Source organism: Actinoallomurus acanthiterrae, assembly GCF_054775715.1.
Genome location: NZ_BAAHCO010000001.1, coordinates 4,385,857 through 4,411,194 on the forward strand (window position 1 = coordinate 4,385,857; position 25,338 = coordinate 4,411,194).

Annotated in this window: 23 protein-coding genes and 3 pseudogenes; 14 read left to right on the plus strand and 12 right to left on the minus strand. The window is 69.6% G+C overall.

All coding sequences use genetic code 11. The features are described 5' to 3' along the window. Positions 1-48: 48 nt before the first annotated feature. The gene (locus ACYVF7_RS21235) at positions 49-1,278 is read right to left on the minus strand and encodes a multidrug effflux MFS transporter (protein ID WP_460343215.1); all 1,230 of its coding nucleotides are present in this window, start codon (positions 1,276-1,278) and stop codon (positions 49-51) included. A 170-nt stretch (positions 1,279-1,448) separates the two neighbouring features. Next, positions 1,449-2,018 (minus strand): TetR/AcrR family transcriptional regulator, encoded by a 570-nt coding sequence (locus ACYVF7_RS21240; protein ID WP_460343218.1) that lies wholly within the window; start codon positions 2,016-2,018, stop codon positions 1,449-1,451. 141 nt (positions 2,019-2,159) lie between these two features. On the opposite strand from ACYVF7_RS21240, the gene ACYVF7_RS21245 reads away from it, so the two are divergent. Beyond that, the gene (locus ACYVF7_RS21245; RefSeq protein WP_460343221.1) at positions 2,160-3,581 is read left to right on the plus strand and encodes an MFS transporter; all 1,422 of its coding nucleotides are present in this window, start codon (positions 2,160-2,162) and stop codon (positions 3,579-3,581) included. 58 nt (positions 3,582-3,639) lie between these two features. On the opposite strand, the gene ACYVF7_RS21250 is transcribed toward ACYVF7_RS21245, so the two are convergent. Further along, a complete protein-coding gene (locus tag ACYVF7_RS21250; protein WP_460343224.1) occupies positions 3,640-4,641 on the minus strand; it encodes an NADP-dependent oxidoreductase in 1,002 nt (333 codons plus the stop codon). 343 nt (positions 4,642-4,984) lie between these two features. On the opposite strand from ACYVF7_RS21250, the gene ACYVF7_RS21255 reads away from it, so the two are divergent. After that, positions 4,985-5,344 carry a hypothetical protein gene (locus ACYVF7_RS21255; RefSeq protein ID WP_460343227.1) on the plus strand — a complete coding sequence of 120 codons (360 nt, stop codon included), beginning with the start codon at positions 4,985-4,987 and terminating at the stop codon, positions 5,342-5,344. Positions 5,345-5,369: 25 nt separating this feature from the next. On the opposite strand, the gene ACYVF7_RS21260 is transcribed toward ACYVF7_RS21255, so the two are convergent. Beyond that, positions 5,370-6,266, minus strand: a complete 897-nt coding sequence (locus ACYVF7_RS21260; protein ID WP_460343230.1) for a LysR family transcriptional regulator — start codon at positions 6,264-6,266, stop codon at positions 5,370-5,372. Positions 6,267-6,382: 116 nt separating this feature from the next. On the opposite strand from ACYVF7_RS21260, the gene ACYVF7_RS21265 reads away from it, so the two are divergent. From ACYVF7_RS21265 to ACYVF7_RS21285, 5 genes and pseudogenes are all read left to right on the plus strand, one after another. After that, positions 6,383-7,813 carry a form I ribulose bisphosphate carboxylase large subunit gene (locus tag ACYVF7_RS21265; RefSeq protein WP_460343233.1) on the plus strand — a complete coding sequence of 477 codons (1,431 nt, stop codon included), beginning with the start codon at positions 6,383-6,385 and terminating at the stop codon, positions 7,811-7,813. 8 nt (positions 7,814-7,821) lie between these two features. Continuing rightward, positions 7,822-8,307, plus strand: coding sequence for a ribulose bisphosphate carboxylase small subunit (locus ACYVF7_RS21270; protein ID WP_460343235.1), 486 nt, complete (start codon positions 7,822-7,824; stop codon positions 8,305-8,307). After that, positions 8,240-9,205 (plus strand): CbbX protein, encoded by a 966-nt coding sequence (gene cbbX / locus ACYVF7_RS21275; protein ID WP_460343238.1) that lies wholly within the window; start codon positions 8,240-8,242, stop codon positions 9,203-9,205. The genes ACYVF7_RS21270 and cbbX overlap by 68 nt, the downstream gene beginning before the upstream one ends. Before the next feature lie 163 nt (positions 9,206-9,368). Continuing rightward, positions 9,369-10,740, plus strand: a pseudogene (locus ACYVF7_RS21280) (IS1380 family transposase). A gap of 100 nt (positions 10,741-10,840) precedes the next feature. Continuing rightward, positions 10,841-12,127 carry a DUF3987 domain-containing protein gene (locus ACYVF7_RS21285; protein ID WP_460358033.1) on the plus strand — a complete coding sequence of 429 codons (1,287 nt, stop codon included), beginning with the start codon at positions 10,841-10,843 and terminating at the stop codon, positions 12,125-12,127. Positions 12,128-12,141: 14 nt separating this feature from the next. On the opposite strand, the gene ACYVF7_RS21290 is transcribed toward ACYVF7_RS21285, so the two are convergent. Together ACYVF7_RS21290 and ACYVF7_RS21295 are read right to left on the minus strand one after the other, a co-directional pair. Then, complete coding sequence (locus ACYVF7_RS21290) at positions 12,142-13,212, minus strand: hypothetical protein (RefSeq protein WP_460343241.1); 1,071 nt, start codon at positions 13,210-13,212, stop codon at positions 12,142-12,144. Between the two features lie 422 nt (positions 13,213-13,634). Then, positions 13,635-13,916: a hypothetical protein gene (locus ACYVF7_RS21295; protein ID WP_460343244.1), complete on the minus strand. Its 282-nt coding sequence runs from the start codon at positions 13,914-13,916 to the stop codon at positions 13,635-13,637. A 79-nt stretch (positions 13,917-13,995) separates the two neighbouring features. Here ACYVF7_RS21295 and ACYVF7_RS21300 point away from each other — a divergent pair, with 79 nt between their 5' ends. Together ACYVF7_RS21300 and ACYVF7_RS21305 are read left to right on the plus strand one after the other, a co-directional pair. Continuing rightward, entirely contained in the window at positions 13,996-15,372 is a 1,377-nt protein-coding gene (locus tag ACYVF7_RS21300) for an IS1380 family transposase (RefSeq protein WP_460343247.1), read from the plus strand. Positions 15,373-16,121: 749 nt separating this feature from the next. Beyond that, positions 16,122-17,519, plus strand: a complete 1,398-nt coding sequence (locus ACYVF7_RS21305; RefSeq protein WP_460343250.1) for a DHA2 family efflux MFS transporter permease subunit — start codon at positions 16,122-16,124, stop codon at positions 17,517-17,519. Here the strand turns inward: ACYVF7_RS21305 and ACYVF7_RS21310 are convergent. Further along, a complete protein-coding gene (locus ACYVF7_RS21310; RefSeq protein WP_460343253.1) occupies positions 17,510-18,259 on the minus strand; it encodes a MerR family transcriptional regulator in 750 nt (249 codons plus the stop codon). The two genes, ACYVF7_RS21305 and ACYVF7_RS21310, sit on opposite strands and share 10 nt — an antisense overlap. A 38-nt stretch (positions 18,260-18,297) precedes the next feature. Between ACYVF7_RS21310 and ACYVF7_RS21315 the strand changes: the two genes are divergently transcribed. Then, complete coding sequence (locus ACYVF7_RS21315) at positions 18,298-18,582, plus strand: hypothetical protein (protein WP_460343255.1); 285 nt, start codon at positions 18,298-18,300, stop codon at positions 18,580-18,582. A gap of 38 nt (positions 18,583-18,620) precedes the next feature. Here ACYVF7_RS21315 and ACYVF7_RS21320 read toward each other — a convergent pair whose 3' ends face one another. Continuing rightward, positions 18,621-19,136 (minus strand): GNAT family N-acetyltransferase, encoded by a 516-nt coding sequence (locus ACYVF7_RS21320; protein WP_460343257.1) that lies wholly within the window; start codon positions 19,134-19,136, stop codon positions 18,621-18,623. Positions 19,137-19,424: 288 nt separating this feature from the next. On the opposite strand from ACYVF7_RS21320, the gene mptB reads away from it, so the two are divergent. After that, positions 19,425-20,789: a polyprenol phosphomannose-dependent alpha 1,6 mannosyltransferase MptB gene (gene mptB, locus ACYVF7_RS21325; protein WP_460343260.1), complete on the plus strand. Its 1,365-nt coding sequence runs from the start codon at positions 19,425-19,427 to the stop codon at positions 20,787-20,789. A 28-nt stretch (positions 20,790-20,817) separates the two neighbouring features. Here mptB and ACYVF7_RS21330 read toward each other — a convergent pair whose 3' ends face one another. Then, positions 20,818-21,126, minus strand: a complete 309-nt coding sequence (locus tag ACYVF7_RS21330) for a sugar-binding domain-containing protein (RefSeq protein ID WP_460343263.1) — start codon at positions 21,124-21,126, stop codon at positions 20,818-20,820. Between the two features lie 205 nt (positions 21,127-21,331). Between ACYVF7_RS21330 and ACYVF7_RS21335 the strand changes: the two are divergent. After that, positions 21,332-21,864: pseudogene (locus ACYVF7_RS21335) on the plus strand (histidine phosphatase family protein). 3 nt (positions 21,865-21,867) lie between these two features. On the opposite strand, the gene ACYVF7_RS21340 reads toward ACYVF7_RS21335, so the two are convergent. Next, positions 21,868-22,293, minus strand: coding sequence for a MarR family winged helix-turn-helix transcriptional regulator (locus ACYVF7_RS21340; protein WP_460343266.1), 426 nt, complete (start codon positions 22,291-22,293; stop codon positions 21,868-21,870). Between the two features lie 91 nt (positions 22,294-22,384). Here ACYVF7_RS21340 and ACYVF7_RS21345 point away from each other — a divergent pair, with 91 nt between their 5' ends. Then, positions 22,385-23,116, plus strand: coding sequence for an SDR family NAD(P)-dependent oxidoreductase (locus ACYVF7_RS21345; protein ID WP_460343269.1), 732 nt, complete (start codon positions 22,385-22,387; stop codon positions 23,114-23,116). A 501-nt stretch (positions 23,117-23,617) separates the two neighbouring features. Continuing rightward, positions 23,618-24,118: pseudogene (locus ACYVF7_RS21350) on the plus strand (DUF3500 domain-containing protein); the annotation flags it as partial. A gap of 93 nt (positions 24,119-24,211) precedes the next feature. Here the strand turns inward: ACYVF7_RS21350 and ACYVF7_RS21355 are convergent. Together ACYVF7_RS21355 and ACYVF7_RS21360 are read right to left on the minus strand one after the other, a co-directional pair. Next, entirely contained in the window at positions 24,212-24,322 is a 111-nt protein-coding gene (locus tag ACYVF7_RS21355; protein WP_460343272.1) for a DUF397 domain-containing protein, read from the minus strand. An 11-nt stretch (positions 24,323-24,333) separates the two neighbouring features. After that, positions 24,334-25,224, minus strand: coding sequence for a helix-turn-helix domain-containing protein (locus tag ACYVF7_RS21360; protein ID WP_460343275.1), 891 nt, complete (start codon positions 25,222-25,224; stop codon positions 24,334-24,336). Positions 25,225-25,338: the final 114 nt, after the last annotated feature.

Below are 25,338 nucleotides of genomic sequence, written 5' to 3' on the forward strand. Positions count from 1 at the left end.
GCGCGCGCGGATCGACCGGTCGGGTACGGGCGCGGTGGATCCCGGGCATCAACCGATCGGTCGATGTCCCCGCGTGAGCGTCGCGAAGGCGAGCGCCGCCGCCACGGTCAGGGCGGCGATGACCAGGCCCATCGGCACGGCCGTGTGCGAGCCGGCGACTCCGACGAGCGGCGCGGCGGCCCCGCCGACCACGAACTGCGCCAGGCCGAGCAGTGCGGAGGCGCTCCCGGCGACGGCGGGCGGACGGCCGGTGAGGGCGAGCGCGGTGGCGTTGGGCATGATCAGCCCGATCGCGGCCACGACCAGGAACAGCGCGGGCAGCACTCCCGGCAGCCCGAGGCCGGCGCCGATCGCCACCGGCAGCGCCACGCCACCGGCCAGGGAGACCGCCAGGCCGGCGGCGAGCAGCACCCGCAGGCGGACGCGCGCGGCGAGCCAGCCGCTGACCTGGCCGGCGCCCACGATGCCGAGAGCGTTCACCGCGAAGATCAGGCTGTACGCCTGCGGCGACAGGCCGTAGATGTCCTGGATGACGAACGGCGAGCCGGAGATGTAGGCGAACATCGCCGCGAACGCCAGCCCGCCCGCCAGGGCGTAGCCGACGAAGACGCGATCCGCGCACAACTCCGCGAACGTCCGGAGGGTGGAGCCGAGTCCGCCGGGCCGCCGCCCGGACCGCGGCAGGGTCTCGCGCAGCCCCGCGTACGCGGCGAGGGTCATCAGCGCGCCGATGACCGCGATGAGCACGAACACCCCGCGCCACGACGTGACGCGCAGCAGCTGGCCGCCGATGACGGGGGCCGCGATCGGAGCGACGCCGTTGACCAGCATGAGCAGGGCGAAGAACCGCGCCGCGGCCGGCCCGTCGTACAGGTCGCGGACGACGGCCCGGGCGATGACGATGCCGGCCGCCCCCGCCGCGCCCTGGACCAGGCGCAGGGCGATCAGCGCCGGCACCGTGGGCGCGACGACGCACAGCAGGGAGGCGACCGTGTACAGGGCGACGCCGATGAGGAGGGGCCGGCGCCGACCCCACGTGTCGCTGATCGGCCCGGCGAGCAGCTGGCCGACCGCCAGGCCGACGAGGCAGGCCGTCAGGGTGAGCTGGACGAGCGACGCGCCGGCCGACAGGTCGTGGGTGAGCTTCGGCAGGGCCGGGAGGTACATGTCGATCGACAGGGGCCCGATCGCGGTGAGCGCCCCGAGGATGAAGATCAGCCGGACCCGTCCGGCGCGGGTCGGCGCCGCCTCGATGGTCTCGCTCGCCGTCGCGACCATGTCATCCCTTCTCCTGCCCACGCCACGGTCGGCGCGCGTCCGTTGGGGTAACCGGCCTACGGCCAGGGAGAATTCCCGCCAACCCGGATGAACGGTGCGGTACGCGCGGCCTCCGTGCTCTCGCGAACTCCGCGTCGTGATGCTGGGCGACGCGGAGGCGGAAACGTGGATCAGGAGCGTGGGCGCAGGCCGTCGAGCATGAAGGACAGCAGGAGCTCGGTGTCCTCCGGAGCCCGCTCGCTCGCCACGGACAGCGCGTGGGCGAGCCGGAGCAGGTCACACGGCCGGAGCTCGGGGTGGGCGGTGCCGGCCTGTTGCGCGCGGGCGAGGACGGTCCCGGCGGCCGTCTCGATCTGGTCGTGGCACTGGACGAAGGTGTTCGAGTGCAGGTCGATGACGGCCTTGAGGGTCTGGGCGAGCCCGCGTTTGTTGCGGGAGTACTCCGCGATGGTCAGCATCCAGGCCGTCAGGACTTCGTCCGCGGGGGCGGTCGCGGCCAGCTCGTACGCCCTGTCCGCGAGCTGCTGCATCTCCTCGCGGTAGACGGCCTCCTGCAGGGCCAGACGGGTGGGGAAGTGGCGGTAGAGCGTGCCGATCCCGACGCCGGCGCGGCGGGCGATCTCCTCCAGTGAGGCGTCGGCGCCGTACTCGAGGAACGCGCCCTTGGCCTCGGCGAGGAGCCGCTCGTAGTTACGGCGCGCGTCGGCCCGCATCGGACGCTGCCCGGCGGTCGTCGGCATCGCACCTCCAAAAAGCACAGTTGCGCAACCGGAGGATACCTCCGTATTGTTTGCGGAGGCACCCTCCGGTTAGACCGGCCACTCCCCGACAGCCACTTCGGGGGACGGCCTAACCCTTCCTGCACGAGGAGTCTACGACTCATGTCCCAGCAGACCGTACAGATGGGCGACCCGCCGCTCGACGCAGAGCGGCGGCGACGACACACGCGTCACCCGGGACTGTCGCTCGCCGTCATCGTCGCGTGCCAGCTCATGGTGGTGCTCGACGCGAGCGTCATGTTCGTCGCCCTCCCCAAGATCCAGCACAGCCTGCACTTCTCCGCGACCGGCCTGTCGTGGGTGACCAACGCCTATTCCCTGGCGTTCGGCGGCCTGCTCCTGCTCGGCGGCCGGGCCGGCGACATCCTCGGCCGGCGGCGGACGTTCATCGCCGGCATCGCCGTGTTCACCCTCGCCTCGCTGGCCGGCGGATTCTCCGGCTCCGCCGCCTGGCTGCTCACCTCCCGCGCCGTCCAGGGAGTCGGCGCCGCGCTCGCCGCGCCGAGCGCGCTCGCCCTCATCGCCACCAACTTCGAGGAGGGACCGGAGCGCAACCGGGCGCTCGGGGTCTTCTCGGCCACCTCGTCGGCCGGCGCCTCGATCGGACTCGTCCTCGGCGGCATGCTCACCGACTGGGCGTCGTGGCGCTGGGTCCTGTTCATCAACGTCCCGGTCGGAGCCGTCGTCCTGCTCCTCGCGCCCCGGCTGCTGCGGGAGACCGAACGGCACCGCGGCCGCCTGGACATCGCCGGCGCGGTCGCGGTCGTGGGCGGCATGGTCGCGCTGGTGTACGGCTTCATCCGCGCGGCCGACGCGGGCTGGAGCGACGGAGGCACCCTGGCGGCGTTCGCCGGCGGCGTCCTGCTCCTGGCCGCCTTCCTCGTCGTGGAGACGCGGGTCGAACGGCCCGTCGTGCCGCTGCGGCTGTTCGCCGACCGGGCGCGGTCCGGTTCCTACCTCAACATGCTGCTGCTCGCGGCGGCGATGTTCGGGATGTTCTTCTTCATCGTCCAGTTCCTGCAGAACGTCCTGGGGTTCAGCCCGCTCAGGGCCGGTGTGGCGTTCCTGCCGATGTCCGGACTGCTGTTCGTCATGGCGCGCGTCTCGCCGCGGCTGATCCCGCGCGTCGGGCCGCGGCGGCTCATGCTGATCGGTCTGCCGCTCATCGCGGCCGGCATGCTGTGGCTCACCCGCCTGTCCACGCACAGCGGGTACGCCTCAGGCGTGCTCGGGCCCATGATGCTGTTCGGGCTGGGCGCCGGCCTGGTGTTCCTGCCCATCACCGTCACCATCCTGTCCGGGGTGCGGCGGGAGGACTCCGGCGCCGCCTCCGGCACGCTGCAGACCATGCAGCAGGTCGGCGGCGCGCTCGGCATGGCGGTGCTCGTCTCGGTGTACGGGACCGCGCTCCGGCACGGCGGCCTGACCCACGGGGTGAGCGTCGCGTTCACCGTCGGCACGATCTTCGTGCTGGTCGCGTTGGTGGTCACCGCGGCATTCGTCCGGCAGCGCGCGGCCACCTGATCGCGCCGCGCGTTCGACGGCGCCGCCGGAGGTCCAGGCCCCCGGCGGCGCCTCGCGCCTACAGCCGGACGACCATCTTGCCCGTGTTCTCCCCACGCAGCATGGCAAGGAACGCGTCGACGGCGTGGTCGACGCCATCGAACACCGTCTCCTCGAACTGGATCTTCCCCTCGGCGAGCCAGCCGCCGACCTCGCGGACGAAGTCGCCGAACATCGAGTAGTGGTCGGTGACGATGAAGCCGCGCAGCGTGAGGCGCTTGCCGATCATGAGGGGCAGGTTCCGCGGCCCGGGCTGCGGCTCTTTGACGTTGTACACCGAGATCGCGCCGCAGATCGCGGCCCGGCCGTAGTTGTTGAACGCCCCGATCGCCGCCTCGAGGTGGTCGCCGCCGACGTTGTCGAAGTACACGTCGATGCCGTCGGGGGCCGCCGCGGCGAGCAGCTTGTGGACCGGGCCGGACTTGTAGTTGAAGGCGGCGTCGAAGCCGAGCCGGTCGGTCAGGTAGGCGACCTTCTCGTCCGAGCCGGCGCTGCCGATGACGCGGGAGGCTCCGCGCAGGCGGGCGATCTGGCCGACGAGCGAGCCGACGGCCCCGGCCGCCCCGGAGACGAAGACGGCGTCGCCCTCCTTCATGCCGGCGACGTCGAGCAGTCCCGCGTACGCCGTCAGCCCCGGCATGCCCAGCACGCCGAGGAACGCCGACGCCGGAACGCCGTCGACGGGCGTCACCTTGCGGAACTCCTTCGCGGGGGCCACGGCGTGCTCCCGCCAGGCGAGCTGGTGCAGGACGACGTCGCCCGGCTCCAGATCGGGCGAGCGGGACTCCACCACCTCGCCGATCGCGCCGCCGGTCATGACCTCGTTCAGGCCGAACGGCGGGACGTAGGACTTCACGTCGTTCATCCGCCCGCGCATGTACGGGTCGACGGACATGAAGAGGTTGCGGACGAGCGCCTCGCCGTCACCGGGCGGAGGCAGCTCGGTCTCGACGAGCGCGAAGTCGGTCGGCTCCGGCCAGCCCTGTGGGCGCGATACGAGGTGCACCTCACGCGTCTTCATGGCGGTATGTCTCCTTTGTGGATGAGCGTCTCCTCGCCAACGCTACTCGTGAGTAGGTGAGGGGTGGCCAGGGCGGGTCGGGTTAGCCGCTTCGGGAGTGCAACGTTCCAAAATCGCCCAAACTAGGCGTTAGCTGGGCAAATTGCCGGGTAGGCAGGCGTCACTGCAGCATCGTCCGTCCTCACGACAGGAGGTTCTCACCATGAGCGGCAGGGACGGTACGCGCGTCGCGCGGAGCCTCACCGGGGCCCTATGCCTGCGGCCGGCGGAGAGGCCGCCCGCCCGTACGAGTCGGGACCGGACGCCGGACCGGCCCGATGGGGCCCGGGAAGGGTGAGGACCGATGACCGCACTGATCGCCCTGCCCGCGGTGGCCTTCGTGTTGTTCATGACGATGATCTACGAAGACCGTCTCCTGCCGCGGACGGACTCCCCGCAGGAAGCGTCCGCCCCGGAAGCCGCCGACCTGGCCGCCGCAGGGGACTCCCCGGCCGCGACGAAGCAGGCCGTCCCGGCATTCGCCGGGGACGACACGCGTCCCCCTGTGCGCCACTGCACGGTCCAAGAGGACCGGCTGAGCCGCCCCCGCGTCTACCGACCGGCCGCCGACGCGGCCCCCGAACCGCGCGCCACGACACCCCGGCACGCCGCTCCGAGCCGGAGGCTTCGCATCAAGGGCGTCATCCCGACCCGCTCACACTGAACCGCGCCAGGCCCTGGCAAGGCGCTCAGGGCGCCGCGCGCCCGGGCGTCGTACCGCCCTCCTGCGTCCATCCGCCCGCGGCGAGGATGTGGGAGACGAACAGCCGCGTCGTCGCCGTGGGGGCGGTGCCCGCCACGGCGTGCCACGGGCGGTGCAGGGGAGTGCCGGGCGCGTCCACCACGGCCAGCCTCCCGTCGGCGAGCTCGTCACGTACCGCGTCGCGCGAGACCAGGGCGGTGCCGAGGCCGGCCGCGGCGCCGGCGATGACCGCGCCGTTGGAACCGAGGACGAGTTGCGGCGGGTCCACGTCACGCTCGGAGAGGTAGGCCTCGGCCGTACGACGCGTGCCCGACCCGGGTTCGCGCATCACCCACGGTGTGGTGTCCAGCGCGAACGCGGCGGCGACATCGGGGGACGCCACGACGACCAGGTCGTTCGGGCGGGTCGCCAGGACCGTCGCGGGGAGGTCCGCCGGCGGCCGTCCGCCGAGCACCAGATCGGCCGCGTGCGCCGCCAGGCGATCCCACACCCGGCTGCTCGGGCCGACCTCCAGGGTGAGGTCCACCTCGGGCCACCGGGCGCGGAACGTCGCCAGCAGCGCGGGCAGCACCTGGTCCGCCGCCGTGGTCACGGCCGCGAGCCGCAGCCGTCCGCGCCCGGCGTCCTCGCCGCCGCAGGCCGCCGCGCGGCCCTCCTCGAGGAGCCCGAGGACGCGGCGCGCGTAGTCGGTGTAGATCCGCCCTGCGGGCGTCAGCACCACGCCGCGACCGGCGCGCTCCACCAACGCGACCCCGATGTCGCGCGCGAGCGCGGTGACCGCGGCGGACACCGCCGACTCGGTCACGACGAGTCGTCGCGCGGCCGCGCGCACCGACCCGGTCTCCGCGAGGGCGACGAGCGCCCGCAGTCGTGCCTCTGTCATGCCGAACCCGTATCCGTGAACGCCCGCAGGCGTACATCCGTCGTTTGAGCGATCGCTTCAGTGTCATGCCGGAACTCTTGATGGACAGTACAAGTGTCGTCCCGCACGCTCAAGGTATGACGAACCGATGGTCGGCGGGTGTCATCCCGTACGCGGAGATGGGCTACTGGCAGCCCGACTACGAGCCGGGCCCGAGCGACGTCCTGGCGGCGTTCCGGATCACCCCGCAGCCCGGCGTGCCGCCGGAGGAGGCGGGCGCGGCGGTGGCGGGGGAGTCGTCGACGGCGACGTGGACCGTTGTGTGGACGGACCGCCTCACCAGTTACGAGGAGTACCAGGCGAAGTGCTACCGCGTCGACGCGGTGTCTGGCGCCGAGAACCAGTACATCGCGCACATCGCGTACAAGCTCGACCTGTTCGAGGAGGGCTCGATCGCGAACCTCACCTCCTCGATCATCGGGAACGTCTTCGGGTTCAAGGCGCTGCGGGCGCTGCGCCTGGAGGACATGCGCATCCCGCCGCACTACGTGAAGACCTTCCAGGGGCCGGCGCACGGCATCGTGATGGAGCGGGAGTACCTCGGCAAGTTCGGCCGCCCGCTGCTCGGCGCGACGGTCAAGCCGAAGCTCGGCCTGTCGGCGCGCAACTACGGGCGGGTCGTGTACGAGGCCCTCCGCGGCGGCCTCGACTTCACCAAGGACGACGAGAACATCAACTCCCAGCCGTTCATGCGCTGGCGCGACCGGTTCCTGTACTGCATGGAGGCGGTCGCCAAGGCCCAGGCCGCGACCGGCGAGGTCAAGGGCCACTACCTGAACGTCACCGCCGCGACGATGGAGGACATGTACGAGCGGGCGGAGTTCGCCCGGGACCTCGGCAGCGTCATCGTCATGATCGACCTGACCGTCGGCTACACCGCGATCCAGTCGATGGCCCGGTGGGCGCGGCGCAACGGGATGCTGCTGCACCTGCACCGGGCCGGGCACTCCACGTACACCCGGCAGAAGACCCACGGCGTGAGCTTCCGCGTCATCGCCAAGTGGATGCGGCTCGCCGGCGTCGACCACCTCCACGCCGGCACGGTCGTCGGCAAGCTGGAAGGCGACCCGAACTCCGTGGCCGGCTTCTACGACACCCTGCGCCTCGACCACATCGCCGCCGACCCCGTACGGGGCCTCTACTTCGACCAGGAATGGGCGTCGATGCCGGGCGTGATGCCGGTCGCGTCCGGCGGGATCCACGCCGGGCAGATGCACCAGCTCCTGCACCATCTGGGCGAGGACGTCATCCTGCAGTTCGGCGGCGGCACGATCGGCCACCCGATGGGCATCGCGGCGGGCGCCACCGCGAACCGCGTCGCGCTGGAGGCGATGATCAAGGCGCGCAACGAGGGCCGGCACTTCCTCGCCGAAGGACCCGACATCCTGCGCGCCGCGGCCAAGCGCAGCCGTGAGCTCGACATCGCCCTGTCGACCTGGGGCGACGTCACGTTCGACTTCGAGTCCACCGACACGCCGGACGTCGCTCCGACGCCCACTCTCACGTGAGGACGACCATGCGCATCACGCAGGGCACCTTCTCGTACCTGCCCGACCTGACCGACGGGGAGATCAGCGCGCAGGTCGCGTACGCGCTCGGCAACGGCTGGCCGTGCTCGGTGGAGTTCACCGACGACCCGCATCCCCGCAACGCGTACTGGGAGATGTGGGGGCTGCCGATGTTCGACCTGCGCGACTCGGCCGGCGTGCTGCATGAGATCAACGAATGCCGCCGCGCCTACCCGCACCACTACGTACGGCTGAACGCCTACGACGCCCGCTACGGACGCCAGACGACCGCGCTGTCGTTCATCGTCCAGCGCCCCGCCGTGGAGCCGGGCTTCCGCCTGGACCGTACGGAGACCGCCGACCGGCGGGTGCGCTACCGCGCGCACCCGTACGCACTGGACCGGCCGGCGAGAGGTACCGGGCGCGATGACCGCACGTCTCGGCTTCGGCATGCACGCGACGGGCTCGGACGGGACAGGCGACGCGGGCGATGACCTGGCACTGCCGCATGACGCCCGCGTCGACCTGACGCGGGCGGAGGAGGAGTCGCGGATCGGGCAGGTGCTCGACGCCCTCGACGCGGAGCTGGTCGGGCTGCTCCCGGTCAAGACCCGGATCCGGGAGATCGCGGCCCTGCTGCTCATCGACCGGCTGCGCGCGAGGTTCGGGCTCGGCACCACCCGGCCGAACCTGCACATGTGCTTCACCGGCAGCCCGGGCACCGGCAAGACGACCGTCGCGACACGGCTCGCGGAGCTGCTGCACCGGCTCGGTTACCTGCGGCAGGGCCACCTGGTGGCGGTGACGCGTGACGACCTCGTCGGCCAGTACGTCGGACACACCGCCCCGAAGACCAAGGAGGTGCTCAAACGGGCGATGGGCGGCGTGCTGTTCATCGACGAGGCCTACTACCTCTACCGCGCCGAGAACGAGCGCGACTACGGCCAGGAGTCGATCGAGATCCTGCTGCAGATGATGGAGAACCACCGCGACGACCTCGTCGTCGTCCTCGCCGGCTACCGGGACCGGATGGACTCTTTCTTCACGTCCAACCCCGGGATGAGCTCCCGGATCGCGCACCACATCGACTTCCCCGACTACACCGTGGAAGAACTGGAGGCGATCGGCGCCCTCATGCTGCGCCGCGACGGTTACGTCCTGGCGCCCCGGACGGAGCCGGTGTTCCGCGACTATCTCGAGCGGCGCCGGCGGCGGCCCCGGTTCGCCAACGCGCGCAGCGTCCGCAACGCCCTCGAACGCGCCCGCCTCCGGCATGCCGCCAGGCTGCTCGCCGAAGGCGGCGAGATCGGCCGGGAGGACCTGAGCACACTGCGCCCCGAGGACTTCCTCGCCAGCCAGGTCTTCACCGAGGCGGCGGCCGCCCACCCATGATCCGGCCGATCTCAGGAACAGATCCACGTCGGCGAGAAAGCAGAAACCGGGTGCCGCGACCTATCCTCGCGCTTTCACGCGGGCTCTGGACGATCTGATCGTTTACATGAGAAAAGTGCCTCTGAGCTGGGAGGATCGGGCTTGTCGAGAGTCCTGTCCGCCCATGCTGAAAGGCACTTTTCAGGTGCAGCCTACCGGTCGCCGCCCCAAGATCACGGTGTCTTCGGACGGTAAGGGAATCGTCGGTCAGGCCGGGCTGCTGATGGAGACGTTGCGGGTCACCGGGCTGGATCAGGGCCTGTCACAGGCGCTGGAGCGGTGGCGGCCGTCCCGGGCGGTGCATGACCCGGGCAAGATCATGTGTGATCTGGCGGTGATGCTCGCGTTGGGCGGGGACTGCCTGGCCGACATCGCCATCCTTCGCGCTGCACCGGAGCTGCTCGGGTCGATTCCCTCCGACCCGACGGTATCCCGGCTGGTCAAGACACTGGCCGAGGCCGGGCCCAAAGCGCTGCGGGTGATCCGCAAGGCCCGGCGCGCGGGCGTGGACACTGGCGGGCGAGCGCGCACCCGGCGCCGATGGGGACCTGATCCCGGTGGATCTGGACGCCACGATCGTGATCGCACACTCAGAGAAGGAATCAGCGGCCCCGACCTGGAAGCACACGTTCGGGTTCCATCCGATGACCGCGTTCATCGACCACGGTACCCTCGGGACCGGGGAAGCCGCCGCGATCGTGCTGCGGCGGGGCAACGCCGGGTCCAACACCGCGCAAGACCACATCCAAGCCGGCCGGCTCGCCTTGAATCAGATCCCGGCCCGCCTGCACAAACAGGTGCTCATCCGGACCGATTCCGGCGGCGGCACCCACGACTTCCTGGACTGGGTCACCGCCCGCCGGCTGAAGTACTCCATCGGCTTCGGCCTCACCGAGGAGGTCTGCGCGGCGATCTTGGAGCTGCCCGAGACCGCGTGGACGCCGGCCTATGACGCCGACCGCCGGCCCCGCCACGGCGCGTGGGTGGCCGAGCTGACCGGCCTGCTGGACCTGAGCGACTGGCCCAAGGGCATGCGTGTCATCGTCCGCCGTGAACGCCCTCACCCCGGAGCCCAACTGCGATTCACCGATCTGGGCGGACACCGCTTCACCTGTTTTGTCACCGGAACCCGCCGCGGGCAACTCGCCGACCTGGAACTACGCCACCGCATGCGGGCCCGCTGCGAAGACCGCATCCGGTGCGCCAAAGACACCGGCCTGCGCAACCTTCCCCTGAACGGGGCCGCCCATAACCAGGTCTGGTGCGAGCTGGTCGCCCTGGCCAGCGAGCTGACCGCCTGGGCCCAGATGCTCGCCTTCGGCGATCATCCGGCCCGCCGCTGGGAACCCAAACGCCTGCGCCTGCGCATCTTCCAGGTCGCCGCACGCCTGGCCAAAGGTGGCAGACGTCTGCGGCTCCGCCTCGCCTCCCGCTGGCCCTGGGCTGGCCTGATCACCACCGCCATCGCCCGCCTGCAGATGCTGCCAGCACCCTGACCAGCCTCAACCACCCCGACGACACAGAAAGGACAATCACCCGGGCCCGTGGAACCCCGCCCACCCAGCGCGACAGCTGGGCCTCGCCCCTGACCACGGCCTGAAATCAACAAGCGGCCGGGTCGCTACGCGACCCGGCCAGCCTCACGAAAGATCGAGGCTAACCCTCGGAATCGCGATCCAGCCGAGCATGCTCAGGGACATTGCCGCGAAGCCACAGATGCGTGGTCGCGAAGTTCTCGGCCGGTTCCTCTTCAGCATCCCACCCGACCTCGTCGGCAACAGGAAAATAACCCCCGACGTCATCCCTGACGACGTCATTCACAGCTACAACGAAACGCTTAAGTCGCTGATCATTGACCTGTCTGAATGGACGGATCACGCGATCATTCCGCTAAGCCCTGCCGCTCTGAAAGTTCTTACCGAATGGCGTGCCGAGATCGAACCTCGATTGAAGCTGGGAAGCGGTGATCTCGAACCGCTTAGAGACTGGGCATCGAAACTGCCGGGCGCGACCGCTCGGCTCGCGGGTCTCCTGCATTTGGCGGAGAACCCGAAGAATGGTGTCAGGATGTCCATTCACGAGGTCACGATGCGCCGGGCGGTCGACCTCGCCCGGTACTTCGCCGAGCACACTATGGTCGCCTTCGGGGTGATGCGGGCGCACCCGGCGCTCGATGACGCCCGGTCGGTCCTGGAGTGGATCGGTGAGCGCACCGGGTTCAAGCAGCGCGAGGTTCAGCGGGCGCTGCACCGCCGGTTCGAGACCGTCGATGGCGTCGCCAAGGCGCTTGCCCTCCTGGAGGACCACGGCTATATCGTGACCAATGGAGGAGGTCGAGTGGCTGGCCCCGCGCGGCGGCGCGCACGCTGGGCCGCGGGAGCCGACGAAACGGTGGGTGAGTGCATGTCCTGGGTACCGAGCGTGGCCGCGCGGCTGTTAACCGCCGTTGTCCTGCTGAGTTCTGTGACTGGGTGCGAGGACGGTGCCGAGCGGGGAGCGTCGTCATGCTCGCCGCCCATGCTGACCCTCAAGATCGGCTCCTCGACCCGGCAGCTCGGTAGCTGCGCGGGCCAGTACCAGGATCTGGGGTCCACGACGCTCAAGCCGGGCGGCACCATCACCGCGGACATCCCTCGTTCCCGTCGTCTGGGTGCGCTGGCGTTGCCGCAGAGCAGTGCCCCCGCGGTCGTCGCCATCGTCTCCCGTACGCCTGACGGGCGCCATGAACGATTTCGTGCCATGGCGCCCGGCGCGGCCGTCCTGCTCGTGCGGACTCCGTTCTGCTCGCCGCCCAACTGGGCGGGGACGCCTTCGCCTCCCGGGGATTCGGAGGTGCCATGGGGGCTGTGCCGTGTCCTCCACGTCGACGTCACCGGCGGCTGAGGCGCGGCGTCAGCTCACGAGCAGGCCTTCCAGGTGTTCTTCCACGCGGGGGAGCCGCTCGTCGGGAAGTTCGCCGGCACCGACAGGAGGTTCCCACCGGCGTCGTCGCTCATGTTGACCTGGTTCCAGTTGGGATACTGGTAACCGGGGACGACGTCCCCGTCCTGGTCGTTGGCGATCTCGGTGTCCAGGAATTGGCTGTACTTCGACGAGGGTTGCCGCAAATTCACGTTCTTGTCGTTGACCTGCGATCGTTCGGCGATGGTCTCGGCATATGTTCCGTCGTAATAGTCGTCGGCGGTGCCGAGAGGGATGCCGTTCTGGTCCTTGATGATGCTCCACGGGCCGAGCGTGACCAGCTTGTTGGTGCTCAGGTTGTAGACCTGGAACGCGATGGTGTGACCGATCGGGTCGTAGTAGGTCATCGCCTGGACCTTGTTCCCGGCGGACACTTTCATGTTGGTCACGACCTGCTCGGGGAGGGTCTGGGTCTTGCTCTGGTTCAGCGCCTCCCACCACACGTAGTCATCGTTCGGCCCGGTGCCGCCGAGGTTGTCCACGCCTACCTGCAGGAGTCCCCACTTCGACTCGCCCGAGGTCCAGCCGCCCAGCCCCGACCAGATGTTGTACGACGACTGAGTGGGACATGCCGCGACGAAGGTCGGTTCGTTCCACTGGACGAAGGCCGCGGTGAACGCGGGGCTCCCGGTCGCCCGGATCGCCAGGCCTCCCGACCAGCGTGGGCTGGTCAGCGGCACCGACGCCAGAGCGGTGCCGCCCGCGCGGGACGTCGAGGGAGGTCCAGCGGTCACTCCGGTGTTGCTGCACATCTCGGGCGTGACGTAGTCGATGTGGCGGTGGGGGTAGAGCCGGTTCCACCGTTCGCGCGCCGGACCGCTCGCCGGTCGCGGCGGGAATCCGTAGAGCCGGAGCTGTGAGTCGGTGGCGGCGTGCGGGTCGAATCCGGCCGGCGGCACCACCACTTTCATGCCATTGGCGCCACCGCCGAAGACGCGGACCTTCCCGGAGTCGCTCTGGGCGGCGCTTCGCCGGCCTGCGGCGTCGATGGAGTACGTCTCCCGCACCGAATACTTCTTGCAGTTCGGCGGCGCCACGTCGCCAGACCGGGCACTCGCCGTGGTGGCACCAAGGGCCGACGGTGCGGCCGTGGCAATGAGCGTCGTCGTGACGATGGGGGAGAGCGCGAATAGTTTGGCCGATCTCATCAGTTCCGTGCCCCGTTCGTCGCGTGGTCCCTATGGAGGGACTCATCGCTACGGATCTTCCTCGCCGCATGCCGGACTATCCATCTAATGTCCGCATATGGTCATTTACACAAGGCAAAACTCGTCGTCACTAAGTGCCTGACCAGCGACATTCGGCGGCGCCCGACAGCCAGTGTGTCGAGTGCTCGTCGTGCGGACGGCCGAAGGCGGATCGTCCCGGTATCGGCGGGTATACGGGCGAACCCGGGAACGCGGCCCCCGTCCAGTAGGTGGAGGGCACCTCAGGCGCCGCGCAGCAGGTCGGCGACGGCGGCGATGCCCGCCTCGATCGTGCGGGTGCCGGTGTCGCCGAAGCCGAGGACGAGCTGAGGCGCGGCCGCTACGCCGCCGTGCCGGAGCGCCGCCATGCCGTAGAGTCCGACGGCGCGGTGGCGTGCGTCGTCGACGACGGCCTGCTCGTCCGCGCCGGCGGGCAGGTGGAACACGGCGTGGAAGCCGGCGACCGGCCGATTCCCGGTTAGCCTCGCGCTTTCACACGGGTTGTGCGTGATCTGATCGTTCACATGAGAAAAGTGCCTCTGAGCTGGGAGGATTGGACTTGCTGAGGGCCCTGTCCGCGCCAGTTCGAAAGGCACTTTTCGAGTGCAGTCAACGGGTCGCCGTCCCAAGATCGTGGTCTCTGGGGACGGTAAGGGGTTGGTCTGTCAGGCCGGTGGCCTGATGCTGGTCGAGACGCTGCGCGTCTCCGGCTTGGGCAAGGGCTTGTCGGAAGAGCTGAAGGTTTGGCGGTTGCCGCGGGCGCTGCATGACCCGGGAAAGATCCTCACGGATCTGGCGGTGATGCTCGCACTCGGCGGTGACTGCCTGGCCGATGTCGCGGTGCTGCGCTCATCCCCGGAGATCTTCGGGCCGGTGGCGTCCGATCCGACGATCTCCCGGCTGGTCAGCGCCCTGGCCGCAGCGGGCCCGAAGGCGGTGCGGGCGATCCGGCGGGCCCGCGCGGCGGCGCGGGAACACGTGTGGAAGCTGGCCGGAACCTCCGCGCCCGGTGCCGGCGGTGCGCTGATCCCTTTGGACCTGGACGCGACGATCGTGATCGCGCATTCGGAGAAGGAGTCGGCGGCGCCGACCTGGAAGAAGACGTTTGGGTTCCACCCGTTGTGCTCGTTCATCGACCACGGCCTGGGCGGGACGGGTGAGGGCGCCGTGTTGCATCTTCGCCGGGGCAACGCAGGCTCCAACACGGCCGCCGATCACATCACTGTTGCCCGTGCCGCTCTTCAGCAGATTCCCTCTCGCCTGCACAAACAGGTCCTGATCCGGACAGATTCGGGGGGCACCCGTGAGTTCCTTACCTGGGTCGCCTCCCGCCGTTTGAAGTACTCGATCGGGTTCAACCTGACCGAGGAGATCTGCGAGGCGATCTTGGAACTGCCCAAGGAGGTGTGGCAGGTCGCCTACGACGCCGACGGGCAGGGCCGGGCCGGCGCGTGGGTCGCGGAGCTGACCGGGATGCTCGATTTGACCGGCTGGCCCAAGGGCATGCGCCTCATCGTCCGCAAGGAACGCCCCCACCCCGGCGCGCAGTTGCGGTTCACCGACGTCGACGGCCACCGGTTCACGTGTTTCGTCACCGGTACCCGGCCCGGCGGCGGACGTGGCCAGCTCGCTGACCTGGAACTGCGGCACCGCCGGCGCGCCCGCTGCGAGGACCGGATCCGGGCAGGGAAAGACACCGGGCTGGCCAACCTGCCGTTGCACGGCTTCACCCAGAACCAGGTCTGGCTCGAGCTCGTCGCCCTGGCCGCAGATCTGCTCGCCTGGATGCAGATACTCGCTCTGGATGGCCACCCCGCCCGCAGGTGGGAACCCAAACGACTGCGGCTGCGCCTGTTCCCCGTTGCCGGACGCCTCATCAAGGGCGGCAGACGCCTGCGCCTGCGCCTCACCGACCGCTGGCAGTGGGCCGGTCTGATCGTCTCAGCGATAACCCGCCTGCAGATGCTGCCAGCACCCTGACCACCACCCCGACCGCCCTACCAACAGGAAGGACAACCACCCGGGCCCTGGAACCCCCGCCCACCCGACGCGACAGTCGGGCCCGACCGTTGACCCGGCGCTGGAAAACGACGGTCGGTCGGGCCGCTACGCGACCCAACCGACCTCACGAAACATCGAGGCTATGGCGTGATCTCCAGTGCCATGTGATCATGGCAATCGCCATCCGGCAATTCCGATCTGCCTGAACGTCGATATCAGCGCCCTTTCCGGCCGCAACGTTAGCGAGCTGGCCGAACGCCCCGCATCACCGGACGAACTCGCCGACCGCCGCTTCGCCCGATCGGGCGAACCACAAGCGGCATAGCCCCGACCCGAGCACGGCAGCCGGCGGAACGCGATCCCGCCGGCCGCCGCACGCACCGCCCACACCGTCCCAGCCGAGTCGGTGGTCCGCGTTCCGGGCTGCTGGAGGCGGGCGGCCTCCGGGGGCGGGTCGTGCTCACCTTCTGAGCCACAGCCGGTCGGCGGCGGCAGGGCCGCGAGCGTGGGGGGTTCTGCCAGTACATGGAACAACAGGGACTCCCTCACCCTGCCCCACCTGCGGTTTCCTGGGTCATGCGCAGGCGCCGGGGAAGTACGCCCGTCCCGGCCCGCGCTTCGGCTTCGCCGCCGAGGACCGCGACTTCGTGAACGTACGGCGCGCCGTCAAGGAGCCGTCGCGGTCCTGAGCAGTCCCTCCGTTGTCCCTTGCGAAGAGATCACCGCTGATGTCCGACCCATGCACCGTCTCCACGACCGCTGTTATCGATGCCGCCCGGTCCCGAGCCTTTTCCGGTGCGGCGCTGGCCGCCGCCGTGCTCGGCTTCTTCGTCGTCACCCTCGACGCCGTCATCGTCAACGTCGCCCTGCCCTCCATCCGGCATGACGTCGGCGGCGGCATCACCGGGCTGCAGTGGGTCGTCGACGGCTACACGCTGATGTTCGCCGCGCTGCTGCTGTCCGCCGGCTCGTTGACCGACCGCGCCGGCGCGCGCCGCGCCTTCGGCACCGGGCTGATGGTCTTCGCACTCGCCTCGGCGGCCTGTGGCCTGGCGCCGAACCTGGGCGCGCTGGTCGCCGCCCGGTTCGTCCAGGGCGCGGCGGCCGCCGTGATGATGCCCTCCTCGATGGCGCTGATCGGCCACGCCTACCCGGACCCGGTCCGGCGGGGACGTGCGGTCGCGGTGTGGGCGATGGGCGGCGCCATCGCCTCCTCCTGCGGTCCCGTCCTGGGCGGCCTGCTGACCCTGCTCACCTGGCGGCTGATCTTCTTCATCAACCTGCCCGTCGCCGCGGCGGCCCTGATCCTGCTCGCCCGCACGGAGCGCTCGCCACACCGGCCCGTCCCCTTCGACCGGGTCGGCCAGGTCACCGCGGTGCTGGCGATGGGCGGCCTGACCTACGGCGCGATCGAGGCCGGCGCCGCCGGCTTCGCCGCGCCCCGGGTGATCGCCGCGTTCGCGGTGGCGGTCGTGGCGCTTGCCGCCTTCCTCACCGCCCAGGCGCGCGGCGCTCACCCGATGGTGCCCCTCGACCTGTTCCGCTCTCGCACGGTGGCGGTCAGCGTGGTCGTCGGCTTCGCGTTCGTCGTCGGTTACTACGGGCTGCCATTCGTGATGAGCCTCTACCTTCAGCAGTCGCGGGGCCTTTCGGCACTGGCCACCGGCGCGGCGTTCCTGCCGATGATGCTCACCGGCACCGCCCTGACCCCGTTCAGCGCGCGCATCGCCGAAAGACTCGGCGCGCGGGCCCTCGTCACCGCCGGCCTGGTCCTCATGGCGGCGGGCCTGGCGATGCTCGCCCTCGCGCCCACCTCCATACCGGTCTGGGCGCTGGCCGCCCTGATGGTCCTGGTCGGACTGGCCGGCCCGCTCGTAATGCCACCGGTGACCGCCGTCCTGCTGAGCGCCGTCCCGAACCACCGTGCCGGGGTCGCCAGCGGCGTGTTCAACACCAGCCGGCAGGTCGGCGGCGCCCTGGCCGTCGCCGTCTTCGGCGCGCTGCTCGCCCAACCGGCCGGCTTCCTACCGGGCCTGCGCACCAGCCTGCTCATCGCCGCCGCGGCCGCACTGGCCGCCGCAGCCGCCAGCCGGCTGCTCAGGCCCACCCCCGTCCGTCAGCGGTAGAGCTGTTGGCGGACCAGGGTGTCGAGTCGCTGCCATGCCGGTGATGAGGCGTTGACGGTTCCTTGGATCAGGGCGGGGATGTCGGAGCCGGTGTCCTGCCCTGGCAGGTTGTCGAGGTCGTATCGGTCTCGGGTGGCGTCGGCCATGCGACCTGCCAACTCCGTGATGGAGGGGTCGTCGGGGTCGAGTTCGTAGGCGTGGTCGTAGTCGAGGAAGATCTGCCGTAGTGCCGGATCGGTGAGGAACTGCGCCTGGTCGTGGAGCAGCGCGGTCGCCGTCTCCGGGTGGGTGGCGAAGACGAGGACCCACAGGTCGGCCTGCAGTTCCACCCAGCGGGCGCTGAACCCGAACTCGCGCAGCCGGTCCAGGTGGTCGCTGACTCCAGGGGGCAGCAGGTCGGCGTCGCCGGCCGCGAGACGTCGCAGGCGTTTCTGGGTGCGGCGGAGGCTGCGGATGCGGATCGTGAGGTCGGCGTCGACGTCGTGGAGGGCCTGACGAAGGTCCGCGTCGGGGGCGGCGCGGAGTTCCCGGATGCGGGCGAGGGGCACTCCCGCGTCGGCGAGGGTGCGGATCTTGATGAGGTCGATGGCGTGCCGGGCGGTGTAGCGCCGGTAGCCGGAGGAGTCGCGTTCGGGCTCGGGCAGCAGACCCTTGGCGTGGTAGACCCGGACCGTCTTGATCGTCACACCTGCGTACCGGGCGAGCTGGCCGATGGTGATCACCTGCTCATACTCCCGCACTTGACCTTGCCCTAAGGGCAGGGTCCCAGCATGGAGGCATGGTGAGCATGACCCCGGATCGGGACACTCTGCGCGCATTGGCCGACGAGGGCAACGAAGCGGCCCTGGATCGGCTGGCGGACCTGGCCGACGCCCGCGGCGACCTGGACGAGCTGAACGAACTGCTGGACGAGGGCTGCGAACGGGCGGGGCACCTGCTCACCCGCCGCGCGGTCTCGGCGGGGAACCTGCGCGAGCTGCAGCGGCTGTGGGACGCCGGTTCAGAGGAGGCAGGCGAGGAACTGAACCGAATCCTGTCCACACCGATCGAGCCGGAGGGCTGACAGTGATGATGTAGTTCCGGGATAGGCCGTGCGGAGTCTCATCGAGGGGGCGAGCTCGCACGCTGGCCGTAGAGGTGGACGGTCTGGTCGCGGTATCGGATGTCGCGCAGGTAGCGGTGGCCGATCCGTTCGGCGACGGCTATGGAGCGGGTGTTGCTCGGGAGGATGAGGGAGATCACTTCCTGTGCGCCCAACTCCTTGAGGCAGTAGCTCAGAGAAGTGCGGGCCGCCTCCGTGGCGTAGCCCTTTCCCCAGTGTTCTCGCGCCAGACACCAGCCGACTCCCAGCCCCGGAAACCCGTGCGGCTGCCAGGGCCCGGCGCGCCCTACGAACCGGCCTGTGGCCTTCTCCACCAGCGCCCAGTGGGAGTAGCCGCGGATCTCCCGGTGCCCGATGAACATGGCGAGACTTCGCCAAGCATCAGCGGGTGAGGTGCCGACACTCTCCGCCAGCCCTCCCGCGACCTGCGGGTCGGCCAGCATCGCAGCGTAATCGGCGAAGTCCTCGCCCGTCAGCGGTCGCATCATGAGCCGGTCCGTCTCCAGCACAGTCATGATCGAATTATCCGGCAGAAGGCAGGTATCCGCATCCGATCAACGCCGTCGGCCGATCACTGAGAGCGTGTTGAGCGGGTCGCCAGGGCCCGGTGACGGGCTGGAGTACTAAAAGCCAGACCTTCGGCACCGATTCGCAAGACGTTCGGTCACGGCCGTCTTTTCCTCGACTCTGGTTCATATGACGGCCGTATCGTGCCTCGTCTGATGATGGATCCCAAGACCTCACGGGTCCCGCGTGTTCTCCCAATTCTCACGATCATCGGATTCTGTCTCAGCATCGCGCTCATGGCGCTGGCCGGCCTGTGCCGGTTCCCCGCGACCGTTCCGCCGCTCGACGGCGACGGCCTCTTCCCGCGGCTCCGCTGGACACCCGACTCGGACCTGTGGGTCACGGGCATCCTGTGGACCGCGATGATCAGCGGAGTGGTCAGCCTCACCACCGGGCTGCTGGCCGTACGCCAGGGCTGGCGGCCACGCCCGGGCCGGCTCGTAATCGTCGGACTGCTTGCGATGGCGGTGCTGGTGGTCGCCCCGCCGATGGGGACGACCGACACGATGGACTACGTCGTGTACGGCCGGATGGCGGCACTGGGCTACAACCCGCACGTCATGACACCCCAGCAGTTCCGTGAGAAAGGCGACCCGGTGGGCGCGCTCGCGCCGGAACCGTGGCAGGACATCCCGTCGGTGTACGGACCGCTGGCGACGGCGACCGAATGGGCGGCATCGGAGATGCCGGGCGGCTCGGCGACCTCGACGGTGTTCTGGCTGAAGATCTGGAACGCCCTGGCGTTCCTCGTGGCGGCGCTCGCGCTGGACCGGCTCGCGGGCCCGGACCGGTCGCGGCGGGTCCGCGTCCACCTGCTGTGGACGCTCAACCCGCTCATGTTGTGGGCGCTGATCGGCGGGGCGCACGTCGACGGGCTCGCGGTCGGCTTCGCGGTGGCCGGCCTCGCGATGGCCGGTCCGGCGATCCTCCGAAGCGGCCTGGCCGGCCTGCTACTCGGCGCCGCCGCCGCGGTGAAGGCGCCCTATCTGCTGCTCGGTGCCGGAGCAGCCTGGGCCGTACGACGCGCGCCGCGCTCCCTGCTCGCTCTCGGCGCGGGCGCGACCATCACCCTCGTCGCCGGGTACGCGGTGATCGGCACCGCCGGGATCACGGCGACGACCCGGAGGAGCGAGTCGCCGTCGTGGAACACGCCGTGGCAACTGCTCATCCCGCTCATCGGCCGGCTTCCGTCGTGGCTGTCGCTCGCGTCCCTCGTGCTCGCCGTCGCGGTCGCAACGCTTCTCCTGCGCACCCGCCCGTACGGTCTGGACAAGGGGCCCGCCTGGCTGGGGACCGCGCTGGCGATCTGCACGGCATGGGTCGTCACCACGCCGGTTTACTATCCCTGGTACGAGGCCCTGGTCTTCCCGCTCGTCGCGCTGTACCCGGCAACCCGGCTGGACTGGATCCAGTTGGCCCGCGCCCTGGTCGCGACCCTCGGCTGTCTGCCAGGCGTCGCCTTCCGGCTCGGCGACCCCTGGCTGCGCTCCGCGATGATGCACGGGCCCCTGCCGTACGTGGTGCCCGTCGCGCTCCTCATCCTCGTCCTCGCCCTGGTCGGCGAGGCGGCGCTGCGCCGCACTGCCCGCGACGTTCTCTGACCTCGTTCTTTAGCCATGCCTGCGGCGATCAGGAATCGCCGTCCGCGTGGGCCGGCAGGTGACGGGCGACGGCCTCGTCCGTAACGACGGAGTTGGCCAGGCCGCCGCGCAGCACCGCCTGAATGGCCCGGGCCTTGGAACTGCCGCCCGCCGCCGCGACCACTTCCGGGATCTTACGAAGCTGCTCGGCGGTGATGGCCAAGGTGCGCCGGCTCAGCCACAAGCAGCGACCCGGCAGTTCGGCGGCAGCCTGTTCGAACAGGGTGCGCTGACGGTCCTGGACGCAGTGGTCATGGCACTCGCCGCCGAGCAGGACAACGCCTACGACCTCATGCACAGCCGCCACACCAACCTGCAATGATCAGCGCCTGAAACCCACCCCCCTGGAGGCAGGCCCCGTACATGCGTTTGCTGCTCATTCGCCAGGGCCAGACCCCTTCCAATCTCAAGCACCTCTTGGACACCGCCGCCCCAGGACCCGGGCTGACCCCCTGGGGGAGGAGCAGGCAGCCGCCCTCCCGACGGCGCTGGCGGCGGAGAACATCGGCGCGCTGTACGCGTCGACACTGCTACGCGCACAGCTCACCGCGGCACCGCTGGCCACCTGGACGGGCCTGGGGGTTCGGTACGAGACGGCATCCGAGAACTGTCCGCCGGCGATCTGGAGATGCGAGGCGATGACCAGGCCATCGACACCTACCATGCCACCGCCTTCGCCTGGTCCGCAGGAGACACCGAGCTTCGAATGCCGGGCGGGGAGAACGGCGTGGAAGCCTTGGAACGTTTCGATGCCGTCGTCGCGGAGGCCGTAGGCACAGGAGCGCAGACGGCGGCCATGGTGAGTCACGGCGCTGCGATCCGGATGTGGGTAGCATCCCGGGCAGAGAACATCGACGTTGAGTTCGCGTCCGCTCATGAGTTGAGGAACACCGGTGTCGTCGTCCTCTCAGGCGTTCCCGGCCAGAGCTGGCGGGTCGTTGCCTGGGAAAGCCATTCCCTCGGCCCCGAAGACAACGGTCCTGACGCGAGCGGTCCCGCGGGCGGGCGGCGTGTCGGGGGCGAAGACGGCCGCTGAGGCTCAGGGGCGTAGTGCCGTTGTGGCGGATCGGAGTAGGTGGACGAGGCCGTCGCGTTGGGTGGGGGGCCAGGAGCTGAAGCGGCTGGTCAGGGTGGTGTTGATGGCCTGCTGGAACTGGCCGGTGACCGTTTCGCCCTCGGGGGTGAGGTGGACGCGGGTCACCCGGCGGTCGTCGGGGTCGGGTTGGCGGATTAGCAGGCCGCGTCGCTGAAGCCGGTCGACCAGGCCGGTGATGTTGGTCTTGTCGCAGTGCAGCAGGGTCGCCAGCTCACCGAAGGACGGCTGCAGATGCTGGGCGAAGCAGAGCAGTTGCGCCTGCTGGGGGGTTAGGCCCAGCCGGCGGCTCGCCGTGCTGAACAGGCCGTCGATCTCCATGAAGACGCCGATCAGTGTCTCGACGAGTGCGTCATCGGATGCGGCGGCCATGCCAGGCAGTCTACTACCTGGACAGTTGACACCCTCGACTAAATTAGTCGATGCTATGGACTATCCATAGAGTCGACTAATCGGAGGGGTCATGCATGTCGAGAATCGGGTCGCGATCGTCACCGGCGGATCGCGGGGCATCGGGCGGGCGATCAGCGATCGGCTCGCCGCGGCCGGGATGCGCGTCGTCATCGGCTCTCGCGACGAGGAGGTGGCCGCGCGGGCCGTGGCCCAGATCAGACAAGCGGGCGGGCTGGCCACCGCGGTCCGCGCCGACATCACCCGCCCCGAGGCGGCCACAGAGTTGTTCGACGCCGCCGAGAGCCAGTACGGCCGGGTGGACGTGTGGGTGAACAACGCGGCCACGGCAACCGCCGTGCCGCTGGCCCGCGCCACCGATGACGACTTCGACCAGTATTTGCATGCCAACGTGCGGGCCACGTTCATGGCGCTGCGCGAGGCCGCGCAGCGCATCAGCGACCACGGCCGGATCATCTTGATCTCATCCGCGCTGACCGTCGCCCCGCTGCCGGGCATGGCGCTGCTGGCCGCCGGCAAGGCCGCCGGTGACCAGCTCGCCCGTACGCTGGCCTGGGAGGTGGGCTCCAGATCCGTCACGGTCAACAGCGTCCTGCCCGGCCTGACCCGTACCGACGTCATCGCCACCGTGCCCCCGCAGGTCATCGACGACGCCAAGGCCCGCACACCGCTGGGCCGCCTGGGCGAACCAGCCGACATCGCCGACATCGTCGCCTTCCTGGCCTCCGACGCCGGCCGATGGATCACCGGCCAGACCATCAACGCCGCCGGAGGCATGATCTGAGGAGTTGGCGCCGGGCCAGGGCCGGACGACGCAGTCCCCTACGCCACCCGCCACCGACCACGGAACTTGAGCCAGAACCGAAACTTCGCAGGTCTCGAAACTGGAACCTACGCCCGTCGTCATTTACACCGGCTTCAGGACGCGACCCTGATACGTCCATCAGCGACCTTGCGGCACGCAAGAGCAGATTTACATGTCTCTCACGCACTTCTCAGGTTCCTTATTCATGCTCGGCGCACGGCGGGAGGCCGATCCGGCCTCCCGTCACCCCGAAACGGAAGGGAGTCAGCGACGATGACCGAGCTCGACACAACACCGCCACCCCCTCACCATCGCCCACGCCGAGTGGCCCTTCCGGCGGCGGTGGCCCCGGACCCCAGACGATCACCGAGGACTTCTTCGGCCTGACCACCGACGGCAAGCGGATCGACGACCTGTTCATGATCCACTCACGCGGCGTCGACACGGCCCCCGTGATCGCCGCCGCGAGAGGTCGCGGCGAGCCTGGCTTTCATCCAGTCACTCACCGAGGCCCAGCGGAAGGTCGCGATCATTTCGGCCATGAAGGCGGACGAGGACATGAAGGCGGGCGCCTTCGCCGACAACGCGGTGCAGCAGTACGCAGGCATTCGCGCCACCGCGTTGACCGCGGCCCAGAAGGGGAAGCTCCTCGCGGTCGTCGAAGCGTTCGTGGGACGCGCGAAGGCCGACGTGGCGAAGGTCCGCATGGCGGAGATCCGCAGCCACCTGAACGACACCTACGCGGCCTGGATCGGCGGCACCGGTAACGACGACGCCTTCTACATGCGAATGCACAGCCCGGTCGTCTGGGTCGAGGTCGACTGCCAGGCCGCGGGCCCGCTCGGCGGCGCGTACGGCAAGACACGGGCCGACGGCCCGACCCGAATGCACATCCACTCCGTCATCCGCACGCCCAACGGCAACGACTACGGCAGGGAGCTCCTGAGGCAGCACTACCTGACGTCGCCACACCACCGGTGACTTAGGGATTTGCAGATCAACGCGAGGACACGGGTCGGCCGTTGCGTTCCCGCCCCGTGTCCTCGTCACGTCGCGACGGTGTGAGACCTGGAGCTAGACGGGCTCCTCGCCGATGACGACGGCCACTTCAACGCAGTCGCCGCCACCTTGCCCCTGGGAGCGGCTGCTCGTGCGCCAGGTGGGGACCTCGTTGAGCTGGGACACGGCGTGCTACCTCATTCGTTCTGCTTGATCAATCGCCTCAAGAAGGCGATCGACTCGTTCGGCCCGAGCGCGGTCGCGCTCAGGTACTGGAAGACCCGTCGACGTTCCTCGATCTCCTGCTGGCCCTCGACGTACAGGGATTGCGGCCGGATCTCGCGGTAGACGATGCTCGGATCGTCTTCATAGTCCAGGATCACGAACGAACCGGACAGACCCGGATGCGGGTCAGTGCTCATCGGCAGGATCTGGACGGTGACGTGTTCCAGACGTTCCGTGTCGATCAGCCGCTGGAGTTGCTCAGTCTTGGCCTCTGCGGAGCCGAATGAACGGGTCACGGCACTTTCGTCGATGACGGTCCAGAGGAGCGGTGGCTGGTCGTAGTCCAGAATCCTTTGTCGCTCCATGCGTAGTTGGACCAGTCGCTCGATCTCATGCTCATCCGTCATCAGCCAGCCGCGGTGTAGAGCGCGGGCGTAGGCGGGAGTTTGGAGCAGGCCAGGGACGACCAGCGGTTGGAAGCTGAAGATCTTCGTTGCTTCTGCTTCGAACTCGACGTAGTTGTCCTCCAGAGCACCGTATGCCGTCCACCAACCCCGCTGACGGGCCTCGCGGGTGAGGGTGAACAGCGCCTCGCGTCGGGTCTCATCGGCGACTTCGTAGACATCCAGCAGCGCCTTGATGTCGGAGACGCGTGGCCGGACGGCCAGGGCGCGTTCCAGTCGGTTGACCTTGCCGTCGGCCCACTCCAGCTTGCGCGTCACCTGATCGGCGGTGAGCTCGGCCTCCTCTCGGAGCTTGCGCAACTCGCGAGCGAGGCGGCGTCGTCGGACGGTCGGGCTGTGCCGGGCGTCACCCATCTGTTCGTCGTCCTCTCCCCAGTTTCCGTGGAGTTGGCCGGTCACTGATCGTAGGCCAGTGGTCACGCTGGCCGGACAGTTCTGGAGGAAAACCCCAACTACAAAGACCCAATTGCAATTACACAACGCGTGGAGGATAGTTGAGCGCACCGTATCCAA

What these genes read in the sequence shown, in the direction of transcription:
- ACYVF7_RS21235 (WP_460343215.1), bottom strand. Translation starts at nt 1,278, where the DNA reads ATGGTCGCGACGGCGAGCGAGACCATCGAGGCGGCGCCGACCCGCGCC.
- ACYVF7_RS21240 (WP_460343218.1), bottom strand. Translation starts at nt 2,018, where the DNA reads ATGCCGACGACCGCCGGGCAGCGTCCGATGCGGGCCGACGCGCGCCGT.
- ACYVF7_RS21245 (WP_460343221.1), top strand. Translation starts at nt 2,160, where the DNA reads ATGTCCCAGCAGACCGTACAGATGGGCGACCCGCCGCTCGACGCAGAG.
- ACYVF7_RS21250 (WP_460343224.1), bottom strand. Translation starts at nt 4,641, where the DNA reads ATGAAGACGCGTGAGGTGCACCTCGTATCGCGCCCACAGGGCTGGCCG.
- ACYVF7_RS21255 (WP_460343227.1), top strand. Translation starts at nt 4,985, where the DNA reads ATGACCGCACTGATCGCCCTGCCCGCGGTGGCCTTCGTGTTGTTCATG.
- ACYVF7_RS21260 (WP_460343230.1), bottom strand. Translation starts at nt 6,266, where the DNA reads ATGACAGAGGCACGACTGCGGGCGCTCGTCGCCCTCGCGGAGACCGGG.
- ACYVF7_RS21265 (WP_460343233.1), top strand. Translation starts at nt 6,383, where the DNA reads ATGACGAACCGATGGTCGGCGGGTGTCATCCCGTACGCGGAGATGGGC.
- ACYVF7_RS21270 (WP_460343235.1), top strand. Translation starts at nt 7,822, where the DNA reads ATGCGCATCACGCAGGGCACCTTCTCGTACCTGCCCGACCTGACCGAC.
- cbbX (WP_460343238.1), top strand. Translation starts at nt 8,240, where the DNA reads ATGACCGCACGTCTCGGCTTCGGCATGCACGCGACGGGCTCGGACGGG.
- ACYVF7_RS21305 (WP_460343250.1), top strand. Translation starts at nt 16,122, where the DNA reads ATGTCCGACCCATGCACCGTCTCCACGACCGCTGTTATCGATGCCGCC.
- ACYVF7_RS21315 (WP_460343255.1), top strand. Translation starts at nt 18,298, where the DNA reads ATGGTGAGCATGACCCCGGATCGGGACACTCTGCGCGCATTGGCCGAC.
- ACYVF7_RS21320 (WP_460343257.1), bottom strand. Translation starts at nt 19,136, where the DNA reads ATGACTGTGCTGGAGACGGACCGGCTCATGATGCGACCGCTGACGGGC.
- mptB (WP_460343260.1), top strand. Translation starts at nt 19,425, where the DNA reads ATGGCGCTGGCCGGCCTGTGCCGGTTCCCCGCGACCGTTCCGCCGCTC.
- ACYVF7_RS21340 (WP_460343266.1), bottom strand. Translation starts at nt 22,293, where the DNA reads ATGGCCGCCGCATCCGATGACGCACTCGTCGAGACACTGATCGGCGTC.
- ACYVF7_RS21345 (WP_460343269.1), top strand. Translation starts at nt 22,385, where the DNA reads ATGCATGTCGAGAATCGGGTCGCGATCGTCACCGGCGGATCGCGGGGC.